The sequence below is a fragment of the Ureaplasma parvum serovar 3 str. ATCC 27815 genome, assembly GCF_000019345.1.
Classification (GTDB): domain Bacteria; phylum Bacillota_I; class Bacilli_A; order Mycoplasmatales; family Mycoplasmoidaceae; genus Ureaplasma; species Ureaplasma parvum.
In genome coordinates this window covers 165,718-182,617 of sequence record NC_010503.1, presented here as the reverse complement: position 1 = coordinate 182,617, position 16,900 = coordinate 165,718, and the positions used below count along the sequence as shown (strand labels likewise).

General features: G+C 26.7%; 15 protein-coding genes. 13 read left to right on the top strand and 2 right to left on the bottom strand.

What is annotated here, in order from left to right:
- Window position 1: 1 nt before the first annotated feature.
- Window positions 2-2,947 carry a coiled-coil domain-containing protein gene (locus UPA3_RS00745; protein WP_006688967.1) on the bottom strand — a complete coding sequence of 982 codons (2,946 nt, stop codon included), beginning with the start codon at window positions 2,945-2,947 and terminating at the stop codon, window positions 2-4.
- A 61-nt stretch (window positions 2,948-3,008) separates the two neighbouring features.
- Window positions 3,009-3,719, bottom strand: coding sequence for a hypothetical protein (locus UPA3_RS00740; protein ID WP_006688826.1), 711 nt, complete (start codon window positions 3,717-3,719; stop codon window positions 3,009-3,011).
- 231 nt (window positions 3,720-3,950) lie between these two features.
- Between UPA3_RS00740 and UPA3_RS00735 the strand changes: the two genes are divergently transcribed.
- The 13 genes from UPA3_RS00735 to UPA3_RS00675 all read left to right on the top strand — a co-directional run bounded on the left by UPA3_RS00735 (window position 3,951) and on the right by UPA3_RS00675 (window position 16,890).
- Window positions 3,951-4,391, top strand: a complete 441-nt coding sequence (locus UPA3_RS00735) for a hypothetical protein (RefSeq protein WP_038105860.1) — start codon at window positions 3,951-3,953, stop codon at window positions 4,389-4,391.
- A 25-nt stretch (window positions 4,392-4,416) separates the two neighbouring features.
- The gene (locus UPA3_RS00730; protein ID WP_006688950.1) at window positions 4,417-5,244 is read left to right on the top strand and encodes a F0F1 ATP synthase subunit A; all 828 of its coding nucleotides are present in this window, start codon (window positions 4,417-4,419) and stop codon (window positions 5,242-5,244) included.
- Between the two features lie 48 nt (window positions 5,245-5,292).
- Window positions 5,293-5,622, top strand: coding sequence for an ATP synthase subunit C (locus UPA3_RS00725; RefSeq protein WP_006688882.1), 330 nt, complete (start codon window positions 5,293-5,295; stop codon window positions 5,620-5,622).
- Between the two features lie 68 nt (window positions 5,623-5,690).
- Window positions 5,691-6,308 (top strand): F0F1 ATP synthase subunit B, encoded by a 618-nt coding sequence (gene atpF, locus UPA3_RS03280; protein WP_006688915.1) that lies wholly within the window; start codon window positions 5,691-5,693, stop codon window positions 6,306-6,308.
- A gap of 3 nt (window positions 6,309-6,311) precedes the next feature.
- Window positions 6,312-6,851, top strand: a complete 540-nt coding sequence (gene atpH, locus UPA3_RS00715) for an ATP synthase F1 subunit delta (RefSeq protein WP_006688889.1) — start codon at window positions 6,312-6,314, stop codon at window positions 6,849-6,851.
- A gap of 9 nt (window positions 6,852-6,860) precedes the next feature.
- A complete protein-coding gene (locus tag UPA3_RS00710; RefSeq protein ID WP_006688956.1) occupies window positions 6,861-7,160 on the top strand; it encodes a F0F1 ATP synthase subunit delta in 300 nt (99 codons plus the stop codon).
- 2 nt (window positions 7,161-7,162) lie between these two features.
- Window positions 7,163-9,562: a F0F1 ATP synthase subunit alpha gene (atpA, locus tag UPA3_RS03325; protein ID WP_006689132.1), complete on the top strand. Its 2,400-nt coding sequence runs from the start codon at window positions 7,163-7,165 to the stop codon at window positions 9,560-9,562.
- Window positions 9,562-10,368: a hypothetical protein gene (locus tag UPA3_RS00700; RefSeq protein WP_010891683.1), complete on the top strand. Its 807-nt coding sequence runs from the start codon at window positions 9,562-9,564 to the stop codon at window positions 10,366-10,368. Before atpA ends, UPA3_RS00700 begins: the two co-directional genes overlap by 1 nt.
- A gap of 1 nt (window position 10,369) precedes the next feature.
- Complete coding sequence (atpG, locus tag UPA3_RS00695; RefSeq protein ID WP_006688922.1) at window positions 10,370-11,230, top strand: ATP synthase F1 subunit gamma; 861 nt, start codon at window positions 10,370-10,372, stop codon at window positions 11,228-11,230.
- 26 nt (window positions 11,231-11,256) lie between these two features.
- Window positions 11,257-12,651, top strand: coding sequence for a F0F1 ATP synthase subunit beta (gene atpD / locus UPA3_RS00690; RefSeq protein WP_006688878.1), 1,395 nt, complete (start codon window positions 11,257-11,259; stop codon window positions 12,649-12,651).
- Window positions 12,651-13,061: an ATP synthase F1 subunit epsilon gene (gene atpC / locus UPA3_RS00685; protein ID WP_006688897.1), complete on the top strand. Its 411-nt coding sequence runs from the start codon at window positions 12,651-12,653 to the stop codon at window positions 13,059-13,061. Before atpD ends, atpC begins: the two co-directional genes overlap by 1 nt.
- A gap of 142 nt (window positions 13,062-13,203) precedes the next feature.
- Window positions 13,204-13,509 carry a hypothetical protein gene (locus UPA3_RS00680; protein WP_006688845.1) on the top strand — a complete coding sequence of 102 codons (306 nt, stop codon included), beginning with the start codon at window positions 13,204-13,206 and terminating at the stop codon, window positions 13,507-13,509.
- Between the two features lie 126 nt (window positions 13,510-13,635).
- Window positions 13,636-16,890 (top strand): hypothetical protein, encoded by a 3,255-nt coding sequence (locus UPA3_RS00675; protein WP_010891682.1) that lies wholly within the window; start codon window positions 13,636-13,638, stop codon window positions 16,888-16,890.
- Window positions 16,891-16,900: the final 10 nt, after the last annotated feature.

Below are 16,900 nucleotides of genomic sequence, written 5' to 3'. Positions count from 1 at the left end.
TTTATAATTCACTTTCATATTTTATTTTTGTATCATTTAAATCAACTTCTAGTAATGTTGTTACTCCGTTATTCATCATTGTTGTACCTAAAAGATAACCACAACTTTTCATTGTTCCTTCGCGGTGAGTAATAACTAAAAATTGTGTTTCATCACTATACTTAGCGATAATGGCACCGAATTTTGCAACATTACTTGCATCTAAAGCTGCTTCAGCTTCATCTAAAATAACTAATGGAAATTTTGCAATTTTTAATAAAGCAAATAAAACTGCCAATACTACCATTGTTTTTTCCCCACCTGAAAGTGCAGATAATGGAACATCACGTTTACCTGGTGGATTAGCAATTATCTCAACACCTGATTCTAAAATATTATTAGGATCATTAAGACTAATTGCACAAGATCCTCCACCAAATAAATATTCAAAAATCTCTGGCATTAATTTATTTGTTTCACGAATAACACGCATAAAATCAGCTTTAGCTTTTTTATCTAATTCTTGAATTGAACTACTAATTTGATCAACCGCTTGCTTGCAATTTTCATACTCTAAAAAATTAGAATCATATTCTGCTTGTTTTTCTTCGTATTCCTCTAACGCATTTAAATTAATATCATTATATTTTTCAAGGTCAATTTTTAAACTTTCGATTCTTAAACGTGCTGCTGATTCACTCATATCAATTTCTTGATTTTGATATGTTTCAATAGCATTCTCAACACTTAATTTATAATTATCTACTAATCTTGTTTGTACATTTTGAATCGAATAATTTAGATTATCTATATTACTTTCACACGAAGTAATATTTTTATCAAGATTATAAAAATCTTCAAGCTCCTTATTATATGTTATTTCTAATTCATTCTTATTAAGATTAGCAGTGTTTAAATTTGCTTTTAAAGTTTGGATTTTTTGTTTTAAATTAATTAATTCATTCTTTTTTTTATTATATTCATTTCAATTATCACTTATCTTTGATTCAATCTCTTCTTTAGACAATTTTGTAGCGCTTAAAGCCTCATATTGACTTTTATAATTATTTAAATTATCAGAAAGACTATTGTTAGTAGTAATTAAATTATTTAAAATACCATTTATAATTTGTTCACTATTATAATATTCTTGTCATTGCTTTTTTGTTTGGTTATGTAAATTATTTAATTCAATTTGTTCTTCATTTAATTTTTTTATTTTTAAATCTAATTCTTTAATTTTTTCTTCTAGATTTAAAATAATATTTTTTTTACTATTACTTCCACCAGAAATGGCACCACCACCAAAAACAATGTCACCTTCTAATGAGACTACTTTATAATTTTTATATGTGTATTCACTTAGAATGATAGCGTTTTTTAAATTATTAGCAATAATTGTATTTCCTAATAGATAATCAATAGAAATTTTATAATTTACATTAATTTTTACTAGTTCATTAGCAACTCCTACAAACCCCTCTAATTCTTTTAATACATCATAAAATTCTGGTTTAATGCTTTTAGCCTGCAAATTTTCAATCGGTAAAAAAGTAGCAACACCTGCATTATTTTTCTTTAAAAAATTAATACAATTTTCAGCTGCTTGATTGTTTTTAACAATAATATTATTGATTCCTTTAGCTAAAGCTGTACTTATTGCTAATTCGTGTTCTGTTTTTGTAGAAATATTCTGCGCAACTGTTCCATAAACACCAACTAATGCTTTTTGTGAATCAATAATTGTTTTTACACCACGTTCATTCTCAGTTTGGCGTTTAAATTGCTCTTCTAACATTTCTTTTTTTAAATTCTTACTAGCAATTTCTCAAATGATGGTATCCAAATTATTTTTTTGTTTTGTTTTAAGAGATTCAAGTTCTAATTTTTGTTTTTGAATATCTTTAAGTTGATCTTTTTTTTCATTAATATTTTTTTTATTATTATTTAATTCTATTTCCGTTGTTTTAATTAAAGTAGCAAAAGCATCAATCCTTTCTTGTGTATTTGTTGCATTAAAAGCGGTTGTTTCAAGTGTATTTTTAGTTAGAGATAATTTAAGATTCAAATCGTTTATTGTATCTTCTAATTTTTTATATTCAAATTCTAAATTAGTGTATTCTTTTGCATATCTATCTGAAATTACTCGTAAACTTTCAATTTCATTTTTTTTACTTTGAATTAATGGTTTTTGTTTATTATATTCTTTTTTATATTCTTTTAAATTTTCTTGAATATCATTCAATTGTTTTTGTCAGTGAATGATATCACGTACTATAATCACTAAATCTAATTTTGTTAATTCGTCCTTAATTTGTTTATATTCATTAAAACGCATTGCTTGCTTTTGTAATTTCGCCAATTCTTTTTTTAAATTAGCAACTATGTCATTTAAACGAGCTAAATTTTCGTTTGCACGACTTAGTGAATTTAACGCTTCTTGCTTTCGCTTTGAATAGCGCCCGATTCCAGAGGCCTCTTCAAACATTTTTCGTCGTTCATTCGGTTTTGCTTCAGCAAATCATGACACTGCACCTTGACTAATAATTCCTAAAGAACCTTTTGATAATCCACTATCTAAAAACATATCTGTTATATCTTTTAAAAGAGCAACTTCATCATTAATATAATAAGTATTTTCGTTTGTTTTAATATTCAACACTCGTGAAATTTTAATTTCTTTATGTTGTGTATATAAAACATTATTAACATTATTAAAATATAAATTAACACGTGCAATATGGGCTTTCGGTGCATATCTTCCACCACTAAACAATAAATCATTTTTATGAGCACGCATGCTTTTTAATGATTGATCACCAATTACTCATTTAAGAGCATCAATAATGTTTGATTTTCCTGTTCCATTTGCACCAATAATTCCAGTCATTGGGTGTTTAAATTCAATAACAACTGGCTCCCCAAATGATTTAAACCCATGTGCTTCTATTTTCTTTAAAAAAATCATATAATCTCCTAATTTAAATTTTAAGTTAATAAGATTTTATTTATATTTTATATATTATAATTTATTCAATATTGATCACTAAATATTTATGATCTCTATCAATTATTTTGTATGTATCATATTTTCTCATGATTTCTTCTAAAAATTCATTATTTAAGTTATCGCCTAAATTTAAAACAGATTTTAGAATTTCATCTTGAACACGATAAGCTTTTAAAAAATTCTGTGATTTAGACTGTACAACAAAATCCACAAAACCATAATTATGTAATAAATTGGTACTAATTACACCTTTAGATTCATCTTTTTTAATTTTAAAAACATATTTTTTTCAATTTGGATCAATTAAATATGAATTGTTAAAATTATAAGTAATAAAATAAATTCAATTAACTACACTCATTTGAATCGTTCAAAAATTAATGTGTCTGATAGAATTTTGATTTTTTTCAATGATATAATTTACTAAATCAAATAAAATTAAACTATTCCTTTCGTTATAAATATTTTTATTTTCATTAATATTAACAATTTGATACGAATGAAATTTATTGATATCTAAATTTGTTATAGAAATTAATTTATTATCAATTTCTAAAATAATTTCATTTGTATTATTTTTGATAATTTTACCTTTTTTATATTGTTTTAAAATTTGATTTATAATCAAAAAAACATCCGTTTTAAATTCTAATATTATTGGTTGAGTCACATATGATTTTGAATTTGTTAGATTGTTTTCTAATAATTGAATAAAAATTTGTTCATCCATACCTTCTTGTATTCCTTATCTTTTGTTTTAATAATTCATTTAATATTTATTAGTGATTATTCTTTAATAAAAAGCACTAATTTATTATAGTTATAATACAAACTCGTTTTTTTAAGTAATAACGTGTAATTAAAATATATAAAAACATCATTTTTTATTTATAATATAAGCAAGCCAACTTGTTTTGGCTAATTTTTTAAAAGAGAATGATTAAATGTGAATCTTAAAAGAATGATCAATAGTTATCTAATAATTTTTTTACCCTTTCTATCAGTATCGTTTGTGGTATTTGTTTTTTTGGGTATTTTATTAGAAGCTAGTTGATCTTTTTTTTATAGTTACTTGTTAGTTATTCCTTTTGGATTTGGAATTACACTTTTACGAATTTTCATTATTTCTAAATTATTAAATAAGCGTTTAAAAATGAATAATTTAGGTGTCAATCCCAAAAAATATCGTCGATTACCAGCAAATTTTTTTGCTTTTGGCACTATTTACATTTTATTTAATTTTCTAATATTAGTGCCTTTGATCATTGGTAATCTTGTTAACCTTTATCAATCTATTTTTGAGACCATCTCATTATTTGTTTTAACATTTTTTATGTTTTTTATCCAAATGGGGATGCAAATTTATTTAGGAATTAAAAAAGATAAAGGAGAAAAAAAATAATTCATTATTCATTGGAGGTGAAACAGTGGAAAATTATAGCCCGCTTGATATAATGATTGCACTTCCACATATTGCTGCAATCATTATGGTAACTTTAATTATTGGAACAGTTTCGTTGATTTATTTTAGTATGGTTAAAAAGTTAACTGTACATGATGTGCCAAACCGTTTTGTAATTATTATTGGAATGATTGTTGATTATTTTAGAGGACTAGTTGTTGATACAATGGGCGCTAAACATGTTAAATTAGCACCTTATGTACTATTTACATTTTGTTATATTTTTACAGCTAACTTAGTTTCTTTATTTGGTTTCAAAGAAGCAACAACTGCATCTGCCGTTCCATTAGCAATGGCTCTTGGAACCGTGATCGGTGGTCAAATTGTTGCCTTAAAATACCAAAAAGCTTCATTCTTTTTAAAATTTGCTTTTAAAATTAAAGGTTTTCCAATTATGATAAACCCTTTGGAAATCGTTTCTAAATTAACCCCTATTATTTCATTAACATTCCGTTTATGAGGTAATATCTCTGCTGCTGCAATTTTATTAAACATAACATATTGAGCATTTGCAGGTTTTACAAACGTAGTTCCTTGAGTTGGTGTATCATTAATTGCTGCAGTAGTAATTTTACCAATCTTAATTGGTTATTTTACTTGTTTTGCAGGAACAATTCAAGCTTTTGTATTTACATTATTAACAAGTATTAACTGAGGTCTTGAAATCAAAGAAGGTGAAGAACACCACGCTCATCTTGCGCATAAAAAAGCCGAAAAACTTGCTGCTAAAAAATTAGCAGAACTTGATACTCAAAATCAAATTCAAAATAATGAGGCTCAAGTAGTTTTATAAAAAACTTATTAACGTTTAATTAAATTAAAAAATATTTAGGAGATATTTATGTCATCATTTATTGATATTACAAATGTTATTTCATCACATATTGAAGCTAATTTACCAGCAATTGCTTCTGAAAATGTAGGTTCACTTGCAAACGGTGCAGGAATTGCTTACTTAGGTAAATATATTGGTACAGGAATTACAATGTTAGCAGCTGGTGCAGTTGGTTTAATGCAAGGTTTTTCTACAGCTAATGCTGTACAAGCTGTAGCTCGTAACCCAGAAGCACAACCAAAGATTTTAAGTACAATGATTGTTGGTTTAGCATTGGCTGAAGCTGTTGCTATTTATGCACTTATTGTTTCTATCTTAATTATTTTCGTTGCTTAATTGTATTTTCTTTTTTTAAATAAATTTATTAAATAAAAATAATGAAAATTAATTAAGGGAGTAACGTTATGAAATTAAATAAAAAGCATTTAGTAGCTATATTATCCGTTCTTTCTTTATCAATTATAGTTGTACCACTGTTGACTTCATGTACTGGTGATATTCCAGAATTAAATCCAGCAGAGATTATTAATACACTATTCCCTAATGTATGAGTATTTATAGCTCAAGTTATTGCAATGTGTGTCGTTTTTTCATTAGTATTATGATTGGTATGAAAACCAACAAATAAAATGCTAGATAAAAGACGTGAATATATTGCTAAAGAAATTACAGATGCAGAAAATGCTAAACAAGAAGCTTTACAATATTTAGAAAACGCTAAATCTGAACATTTAGCAGCACAAGCACAAACGTTAGAAATTATTGCAAAAGCTAAAAGTGAATCATTAACTTTACGTGAATCATTAGAAAAAGAAGCACGTGAAGCTGCTGATAAAATTATTAGTTCTGCTAAAATTAGCATTGCTAATGAACGTAGAGAAAATCTTGAACGTTTACAATCTGAAGCTCGTGAAGCTGCTTATATTGCAGCTGAAGCATTGATGAAAAAAGAATTGTCTAGAGAAGATAATGATAAACTAGTTGATCAATTCATTAAAGAATTAGAAAATAATGAAAAATAATTTATGAAATCTTCATTAAAACCAGTTGAAAAATACGCTTATTCAATTTTTGAAATTGCTAAAGAAGAAAAAAAATTAGATTTATACAAACATAATTTGGAAACAATTAATTCTATCATTGAAGAGGTTCCAGCTTTTTTTGAAGCTGTTGGTGATCCTGCTCGTGATCGTAATGAAAGAAAACAAATTGTGATTAAAAATCTAGAAGGTGAGATTGATATTTATTTAATTAGTTTAATTGATCTACTAATTGATGTTAAATCGGTTAAACTACTTAAAAAAATAGTTTTAAAAGCTTTGGATTTTGTTAATGAAGCTTTAAGTGTTAAAAAAGTTTTAATAACAACTGCTTATGAATTAACAAAAAATCAAATTGATCGCCTTCTGCAATCTTTAAAAAAGAAATATGTGTGTGAAAAAATAGAACCAATTGTTGTTGTTGATAAATCAATTATTGGAGGACTTTCAATTAATTTTGAATCGCAAGTTTTAGATAATAGTTTAAAAACTAAATTATTTAATATTGTAAAAAAGGTAAATTAGGAAGTAATTATGCAAAGTAATACTAAACTAGCAAAATATTCAAAAATTATCGCCAATCGTTTAAAAGCATATTCTAATCAAACTCGTTTTATTGAAATTAAAACTGCTTTTGAATTGAATGATGAACAAAAACAAAGAATTAAAAAAACTGTTATTAGTCGTTTTGGCGATGAAAGACCCATTAAATTTATCGTTGATCCATCATTAATTGGTGGTATATCATTAAAAATCAACTTGGAAATAATTGATTCTTCTCTAAAAACAAAACTAAATCAAATCATCAATACGAAAGAGAAAGAAGGTGCGTAAAAATGACAGATAATAAAAATCATTCATTAATTAGTGATATAAAATCACAAATTAAGAAATTTTCTGAAAAAGCTTTAACCTTAGAGGTCGGCAATGTAATTTCGTTAGGTGATGGAATTGTATTGGTTGATGGCCTTGATAATGTCATGTTAAATGAAATTGTACGTTTTGAAAATGGTGTTGAAGGAATGGCTTTAAACCTAGAAGAAGATGCTGTTGGTGTTGTTCTTTTAGGTGATTATTCAAATATTAAAGAAGGCGATCGTGTTTATCGTACAAAAAGAATTGTTGAAGTTCCTGTTGGGGATGTAATGTTAGGTCGTGTTGTTGACGCTTTAGGTAAGGCAGTTGATAATAAAGGTAATATTGTTGCAAATAAATTTAGTGTAATTGAAAAAATTGCACCTGGTGTTATGGACCGTAAATCTGTTCATCAACCACTTGAAACCGGAATTTTATCAATTGATGCAATGTTCCCAATTGGTAAGGGCCAAAGAGAATTAATTATTGGTGACCGACAGACTGGAAAAACAACAATTGCAATTGATGCTATTATTAATCAAAAAGGCCGTAATGTAAATTGTGTTTATGTAGCAATTGGTCAAAAAAACTCAACAATCGCAAATGTTGTTCGTGAACTTGAAGCTCATGGAGCAATGGAATATACAACTGTTGTTACAGCTAATGCTTCAGAATTACCTGCTTTGCAATATATTGCTCCCTTTACAGGAGTAACAATTGCTGAAGAGTGAATGCATCAAGGAAAAGATGTTTTAATTGTTTATGATGATCTAAGCAAACATGCTATTGCTTATCGTACTTTATCCTTATTATTACGTCGTCCGCCTGGTCGTGAAGCATATCCTGGAGATGTTTTTTACTTACACAGTCGTTTATTAGAACGTGCATGCAAACTAAAAGATGAATTAGGGGCAGGATCTATTACTGCTTTACCAATTATTGAAACACAAGCTGGTGATATTTCAGCTTATATTCCAACAAATGTAATTTCAATTACTGATGGGCAAATTTTTATGATGACATCATTATTTAATGCTGGTCAACGTCCTGCAATTGATGCAGGGCAATCAGTTAGTCGGGTAGGTTCTGCTGCACAAATTAAATCAGTTAAACAAACTGGAGCATCATTAAAATTAGAATTAGCTAACTATCGCGAACTTGAAGCATTTAGTCAATTCGGTAGTGATTTGGATGATGAAACTAAACGTATTCTAAAACTTGGTAAAGCAGTTATGGCTGTTATTAAGCAAGCTCCTAATAAACCTTATAATCAAACTGATGAAGCGATCATTTTGTTTACCGTTAAAGAAAAACTTATTCCTCAAGTTCCAGTAGAACGTATTCAAGATTTTAAAGAGTACTTATTAAATTACTTTAAAGGAACAAAACTACGTGCTGATCTTGAAGATAAGAAAGCTTTTGATAAAGAAAATACCCCAGCATTTAGATGTGCTATACAAAAAGCAATTAACAGTTTCTTAAATAATTCACAAGATTTTAAACCTTGTGAAGAAGCTGAACAAACAGCCTTTGATAAATTCTTTAATGAGAATGAATCAATTGTTGTTGATGGTGAAAATGATTTTAATTTTATTAATGAAGAAGTTAGTTTAAAACCTACAACAGAAACATCTGAAGCTGTTCAAATAGAAGAAAAAGTTCAAGATTTCGTTGAACCACAAGAAATTCTTGAAACTAATAAAATGGAAGAAAATCATATTTTTGAAGAAGTTGAGCCAGAAAAAATTATCTGTGAACATCATGAATTTGAAATAGCTGAAAACCAAGAAAAAATCGAAGGTCAACAAGTTTTAGAAGATACAAACCATGAATATTCAATTTATGAAACCGTTGAACAAAGCGGTGAGGTAGATAATGATGAATCTAAAGATGATGATTTAGAAGTCTTAGTACCAGTTGCTGAAATTGAGCATGATGAAGCAATTCTAGATGAACGCGAGAATCGTAATTGAGTCTTCTCAGATTCAGCTGTTTCTGAAGTTGAAAAACAAACAATTATGATTTCAATTTCATCAAATGAAGCAGAACAATTGTTTGATAATGCTAAAAGTGTTGTTTTCTTTAAAGTAACACCTAAATATCCAGTTGAAAAAGTATTAGTTTATGTCACAAGTCCAGTACAAAAAGTTGTTGGTGAATTTGATTTATTAAAGATTGATGTTAATTCAGTAAACACTTCTTGAAATAAATATCGTTCAAGTTCAGTAATTTCATCACGTAAAGAATATTTAGAATATTTTAACTCACACAAAGAAGCACATGCTTTATTAGCTTCTAAAGTTTATAAATATCGTAAGCCAAAAGATTTAGCAAGTTTTAATATGAATAAAGGACCAAGTGGTTTCACTTATCTTAAATAATGAATCAAATTAAAATGAATAAAAGCTTTGCTGAATTCAGCAAACTTCCAAAAATTAAACAAGTCTTTACGCCTTGATTTATAGCAGCATTAGTTATATTTATAGTAGGATTAACAATAGCGTTTACAATGGTTGGTTTATTAAATGAAGGTTTTGAAAATGCAAGAGCATTAGTTAATGATCAAGGTCAAATTATTGGTAAAGTAGCTGATGTTAGTGGTGATAATCATTCTTTAATGTCATGATTAGGTTATGATCAACACGCTAATTATCAAGAATTGTATAAAACAATTCACGATCAATTGATTAATGGAAAAACAATGGAGTCATTAATTAATAATACTAATAAAAATAACGATCCAAAATTATATGAAGCTCTTCATTATCATGCGCATAGTAAATTTATTAATCATAATGGAACATGAGGATTTGTAACAAAAGTATTAAGTGATTGAGAAAATAGTTGATTTTACAAATATAATCAATTATTCTCACAATTAGCTAACTCACAAAATCCTGTATTAGCAGCTCAAGGAATAAAATCTCTTGCAAAATTATCAACCATTATACAATATCAAAATCCAAATTATATTGCATATAATTGAGTATTTATTGTATTTATGATGCCACAAATGATTACTTTTATAATTATTGTTGTTAAACTAGCGACTGTATTTTCACCTAAAAAAAGTGCTGAAGAAAAACAAGCTTATAAACTTGCAAAACTTGAAGTTAAAAATCAAAAAAAGGCTAAAAAATTAAATAATTCTTTACAACAAATAAATTTAAATTTAGAGGCAAACTAGTATGTCTTTAGATGCAATGAAACGAAAAATTAACTCAGTTCAAACAACTGCTAAGATTACGAATGCAATGAAACTAGTGGCAACTGCAAAATTAAAACGTCAGCGTGATCGTTTAGCTGCAATTAAAGAATATTGTCATGATTACTATGATGTTATTGGGTTATTATTGTCTGTTGTTGATGATGTTGAATTTTTAAAAATTCCAAATGCGAAAGATCGAACTTTATATATCACTATTAATTCAACAATGGGTTTAGCGGGTTCTTATAACTATAATGTTAATAAATTAATTTCTAAAATTGTAAATGAAACTGATATAACATTTACAATTGGAAAAAAAGGACATGACTTTATGCGTTTATCAGGTCGTGTTGATCAAGTTAATACTTATTTGAATTTAAATGATAATGATTTAACATTTGACATGAGTTTACAAATTGCGCGCGAGGCTCTTGAATTATATTCACAAGGTGAAGTTAATAAAATTTGTATTATATATACTAAATTTATTAACGCAATTACTTTTGAAGTAAGTGTTATAGATGTTCTTCCATTCGATAAGACAGCTTTAATTAAAGATCATCTTGCTGAAACTATTGAATTAGCAAAAGATAATATTATTTTTAAACCTAACAAGTTTGAGCTTGTTAAAAAAATTCTACCTACTTATATTGCAACAGTTCTATATGGTTCATTAATTGAATCAAAAATCTCTGAAAATGCATCACGACGCAATGCAATGGATGCAGCTACAAAAAATGCCAAAGCATTGGCTGAAAATTATAAATTAATTTACAATACATTACGCCAAGGTAAAATTACTCGTGAAATTACTGAAATTGTTGCTGGTAGTGATGATTAGAAACTATAAACAATAAGGAGCAAAATATGACAGAAGTTAAAAAAGGTAAAATTAACCAAATTTTGGGCCCTGTTGTTGACGTGCGTTTTCCCTCTGAATGATTGCCTGAAATTAACACTGCTTTAGAATTAAACAATCATGGTTCTAAATTAGTACTTGAGGTTTCTCAATTAGTTGGTGATAATATTGCAAGATGTATTGCAATGGATACAACTGATGGACTAGTACGTGGACAAGAGGTAATTAATACTCAAAAACCAATCACAATGCCTGTTGGTAAACAAGTACTTGGACGTATGTTCAATGTAACTGGTGATCCAATTGATGAACAACCTGCACCAACAGGTAAACGTATGCCAATTCATCGTCCTGCACCTTCATTCGCCGAACAAGCAGAATCAATTGAAATCCTAGAAACGGGAATTAAAGTTGTCGACTTACTTGTACCTTTTGCAAAGGGTGGTAAGATCGGTTTATTTGGTGGTGCTGGAGTTGGTAAAACAGTTTTAATGCAAGAATTAATTCATAACATCGCTAAAAATCATGGTGGTTTATCAGTTTTTGCTGGAGTTGGAGAAAGAACACGTGAAGGAAATGATTTATACTATGAAATGGCTGAGTCAGATGTTTTAGATAAAACAGCTCTTGTCTTTGGACAAATGAATGAACCACCAGGAGCACGTATGCGCGTCGCATTAAGCGGTTTAACAATGGCTGAAGAATTCCGTGATGCTTTTGGTCAAGATGTTTTATTATTTATCGATAACATTTTTAGATTCACACAAGCTGGTTCAGAAGTTTCTGCTTTACTTGGACGAATGCCATCAGCAGTTGGTTATCAACCAACACTTGCTTTTGAAATGGGTCAATTACAAGAACGAATTACATCAACTAAAAAAGGATCAATTACATCGGTTCAAGCTGTTTATGTTCCAGCTGATGACTTAACTGACCCCGCACCAGCAACAACTTTTTCACACTTAGATGCTAAAGTTGTTTTAGATAGAGCTATTGCCTCATTGGGATTATATCCAGCAATTTCACCACTACAATCAACAAGTCGTTTATTAGATCCATTAGTTGTTGGTGTAAAACACTACAGTGTTGCGCGTCGTGTAATTGAAATTTTACAAAGATTTATGGAATTACAAGATATTATTGCAATTCTTGGAATGGATGAATTAAGCGAAGAAGATCGTCAATTAGTAATGCGCGCACGTAAAGTACGTAACTACTTATCACAGCCAAGCCACGTTGCTGAAAAATTCTCTGGTCAACCTGGATTATCAGTTAAACTTGAAGATACTATTGAAGGATTTAGAAAAATTCTTGATGGTGAATGTGATGATATTCATGAACAACATTTCTTATATGTTGGTAAAATTGATGACGTTTTTGAAAAAGCAGCAAAAAATAAATAATGGCTAATTTAACTAAATTAAAAATTGTTACACCTTATGCACAAATTTTAGAAAAAGATGTGTATAGTGTTGAATTAAAAACATCAGAAGGACGAATTACCGTTTTACCTGACCATAACCCTTTGATGTCAACAATTGAAAACCATGTTGCTTATATTCGTGAATTACCAAATACTCCACGTAAACCACTATTATTATTAGATGGTATAGTTTATATTGAACAACATCAAGTTCGTGTTTTTAGTGACTATTTTAAATTTTTAGATGAAATTCAAATTGATGAAATTAATTCTTCGTTAAATCAATTAAAACATGATTTAAATAATGAAGAAGATGATAAGAAAAAACTTCAATTAAAATCTAAAATTAAATTAAACGAATCAATTTTAATCGCTTATAAAGATCGATAAAATAATAAAGACAAGAGGAATTTTCTTCTTGTTTTTTTTATTTTTTTTAAAAAATAAATAGCCCTTAAAATAAATTAATTATGTTTTAAATTTATCTAGTTTAATCTATGTTAAAATAATTAAAAATAAATTAAGGAAAATTATGAAGATTATTGGGTCAGCTTTTTTAGGAATAGTTTTTTGCATTCTTTTGGCTTTTGCAATTATTTTTGGAATCGAAATTGATTATTATCATCAAGGTGATTATTTGAAATATCTTAATTTTTTAGATAAATTACACCAATATAATAAAATTGATAATTCATTTGAATACTCAAATCATTATGAATCAGCATTAATTGGTGTAATTGTTTTAACAATTATTTGCTTTTTAATATTCATAACACCAATTATAATAATAGTAATAACAAAGATTAAAGAAAAGAAAGTAATTAACAAAAAGATTTAAAGATAAAACGGTGTTGATTTTAACAAAACGCCGTTTTATCTTTATTTATCAATTCTTTTTAAAAAATTTTATTCTTTTTAATATATAATTAAAATCCTTTAAAAAAAATAAAATTATTGACATTATATGCAAAAAAAAATATTAAAAAACTTATCAATAGGTGTTGTATCAACAATAATTCTTGGTTCAATAACTATATCATTATCTAATTGTTCTTATAACAAAAAAACATTTTCGTCTTCTACAATTACGAATCAAGATACTAAAAATTTAGACATAATAGCAAAAAACATTAAATTTAAATATGATATTTTTGAAAATGAAGATGAGCAAATAATTAAAATTAATAAAATTAAAGTTGTGGGTGACTTGGGGCAAGCTAAAATAATAATTAAAAAAGTTATTATTGAACAAAAGTCAAATAATTTTTTTGTTCAATACCAACTCAGTTTGCATAACCAAACTAAAGAATATACACAAAACTTAGAAATCAATAAGAAGCAAAGTGTTATTGAAACAAAATATATTAATGATGAATTAATAAATAATGATTATCGTCCTTTTGCATTAAAACAATTATTATCTTCACCGCAAAACATAAAAAAAACTAGTGATCTTTCTTTAATAACAATGCAGAAAAATAACCAAGAATTTAATAATTATTTTAATTTTATTCAAAATGAAGATAATTTTAAACAACTACCCTTTAATCAAGCAACGCTCTTAACAAAACAAAACCAACTAACAGATCATCACACTAACTTTAAATTTGAAAAAATTGAAATAGATAAGCAAAACCAAATTGCAACAGTTAGTTTTAGTCATGATTCTGATTCACAAACAATACAAAAAATATTAAATGCGACAAATAAACGTCTTTTGATTAAAAATTTTGATTGAACCAATCCTTTTAGCAAAATTATTTCATATGAAAAAATTAATAATAATCAATTACGCTTTTCACTAAAAGATTTTCCTAAATCATTAACAAAATTTATCATTACTCATATTCAGTATGATGATGTTGTAGAATCACTAGGACGTGATTTAAAAAATTTATTTTTATATAATCAAATTGAAGAAGAGTTAACACTCAAAAAACTTAATTTCTATTTGCAAGAAAATGAAGTATATGGATCAGCATTTTTTGATTTTAATGAACAAACTTTAAAATTATATAAGAACAAGATTTTTTTATTTGAGTTTACTCTAGACGAAAATTATAGCGAAGCTAAAAAAAATCAAAGTTTAATTGCAAAATATACTCCACCAATTCAGTATGTTCGTGTTCCTTTTAAATCGCTATGAAAATTCAAAATCCCTCATTTATATAATGGATATTTATACAAATTAAACAGAATTAGTGTTCGTGATAATAATAGTTTAACGCCTTTTGCTTTTGTTAAAGTAAAAGAATTAAATACAAGTACTTTTTTTGTAAAAAATATAATATATAATGATCGTAAAATTATTGATTTGTATTACAATAATAATCAGTTTTTTTCAACAAAATATCAAACTTTAAAGAATAAAAATTTAACTTTAAATGACTTATATAAACTTTGAGCATCTAATCAAAATAATTTATATTTAGATTATTCATTGCGAAATTTTATTTCATTAGTTCAATATGAAAATACCTACTTATTTTATCAAAATAAAACAAACGAAGGTTTTTATGATTTCATAACTAAAAAAGCTGATTTTATACTTGTAAATAATAATGAAATCAAAAATTTACATAAAACTACATTAAAAGATAATCCAGATTTGATCTTTAAAAAAGATAAAGATAATTATTTTCAATTAACAAAAAAAATAAATAAGATTAAAAATTTAAATCTTGTAAATGAAAAAAATTTAGTTTTTAATATTACTTTTGGTTTAGATCCAAATCTCATCAAAGAAACTAACCTGTGAAAAAACCTTATGTTAAGGTCTCAAATTTCATTAGCAGTCCCTTATAAAACTTTAAAAAATAAAAAAGTTATTGAAGATGCTGAATTTGTTTTAAATTATGGTATTGGAAATCAAGAGTACGAATATGAACTCTACAAAAAAATTAAGCAAGATTTTCGTTTTCAAATATCTTATATAAATGATGAATTAAAAATTAAAATTATTTCTAAAAATAACATTAGTGTTTTTGATAATATTTGAGAACATAATTCTTCAATAGATTCATCTTATTTTTTAACAAAGGCTAATTTTAATATTTATTATTTAAATAATACTACTATAGATATAATGGAAGATGATAAATCTAATAATCAATATACAACAAGAATTTATAAAAACAATGAACAGAATTTTTTACCAATTAAAAATGCTCGTGATCGTGTAATTTCATTAAGTTTAATTCAAGATGGTACATGAAATGTTCTAGGGAAGGTTAAACCTAATGATGATGATGATTATCGCTATTATCTAATTAGTTGTGCTCATGTTTTAAATAGTACGCAAGCTTTTAAATCAATTAACAAAACAGGTAATAAAGATCTCTTTGAATCAAGTAATAGTTCTAATGGAGATTTTGATCCACTAGTTCCCCAAATTATTCATGAAAATGAAACATTAAATGATAAAAAAAATCCTTATTACAATGCACTTGAAAAAAATGGCAAACTTGAAGCTAATCAAAATCAATTTCAATTTTTAAATTTTCCTGAAAAAATTAGTATCGAATCGATCATTAATTTTGATCATCAAGTAAAAAATAAATTATCCCCTCATGTTAACGCTTTAGGTTTTTTTAATCCTAATGCAAGTTTAGATTTTTCATTAATTACCATTAATTTAAAACCTTTTTTTCAAAAATATGGTCAATTAGAAAATTCACCTGCTTTTAATGATTTAACAAAAGAACAACAGAGTGTTATTAGACATATAATTAATTTTAAGGATCTAAAACCTTTGAAATTAAGTAATCAAACTAAGTATTTCGATGATAATCAAAATGTAAAATGATACTTGTCAACTTTCCCTAGAACAGAGACAATTAATGAATTTAATGCTGGCAAACTTCCACGCTATCGTGAATATGAAATTAATAAATATGATAAAATCCAAGAAAATATTATTACTACTAATAATTACTTATCAACAGTAGGGACAACTAAAATTAGTAATCAATATTTTGATGTTGGTTCTGGTTCATCAGGATCAGTAGTTTATGATGAAAATGGTGATTTAGTTGGAATGATTTCTTTTGGCGCCCATGAAAATGCAAAATTTACAGCCGGAGGTATGATTGTTTTTGATTCTCTAATTTCTGGATTTTTTGGAGATAAAAACAATTTCGCTAATCGTACATCTTTAATTCAACAAATCAAACAATTAGCCTATTTATATCCAGAAAAATATGAAGATATTTATAAATAGAAAGGAATCT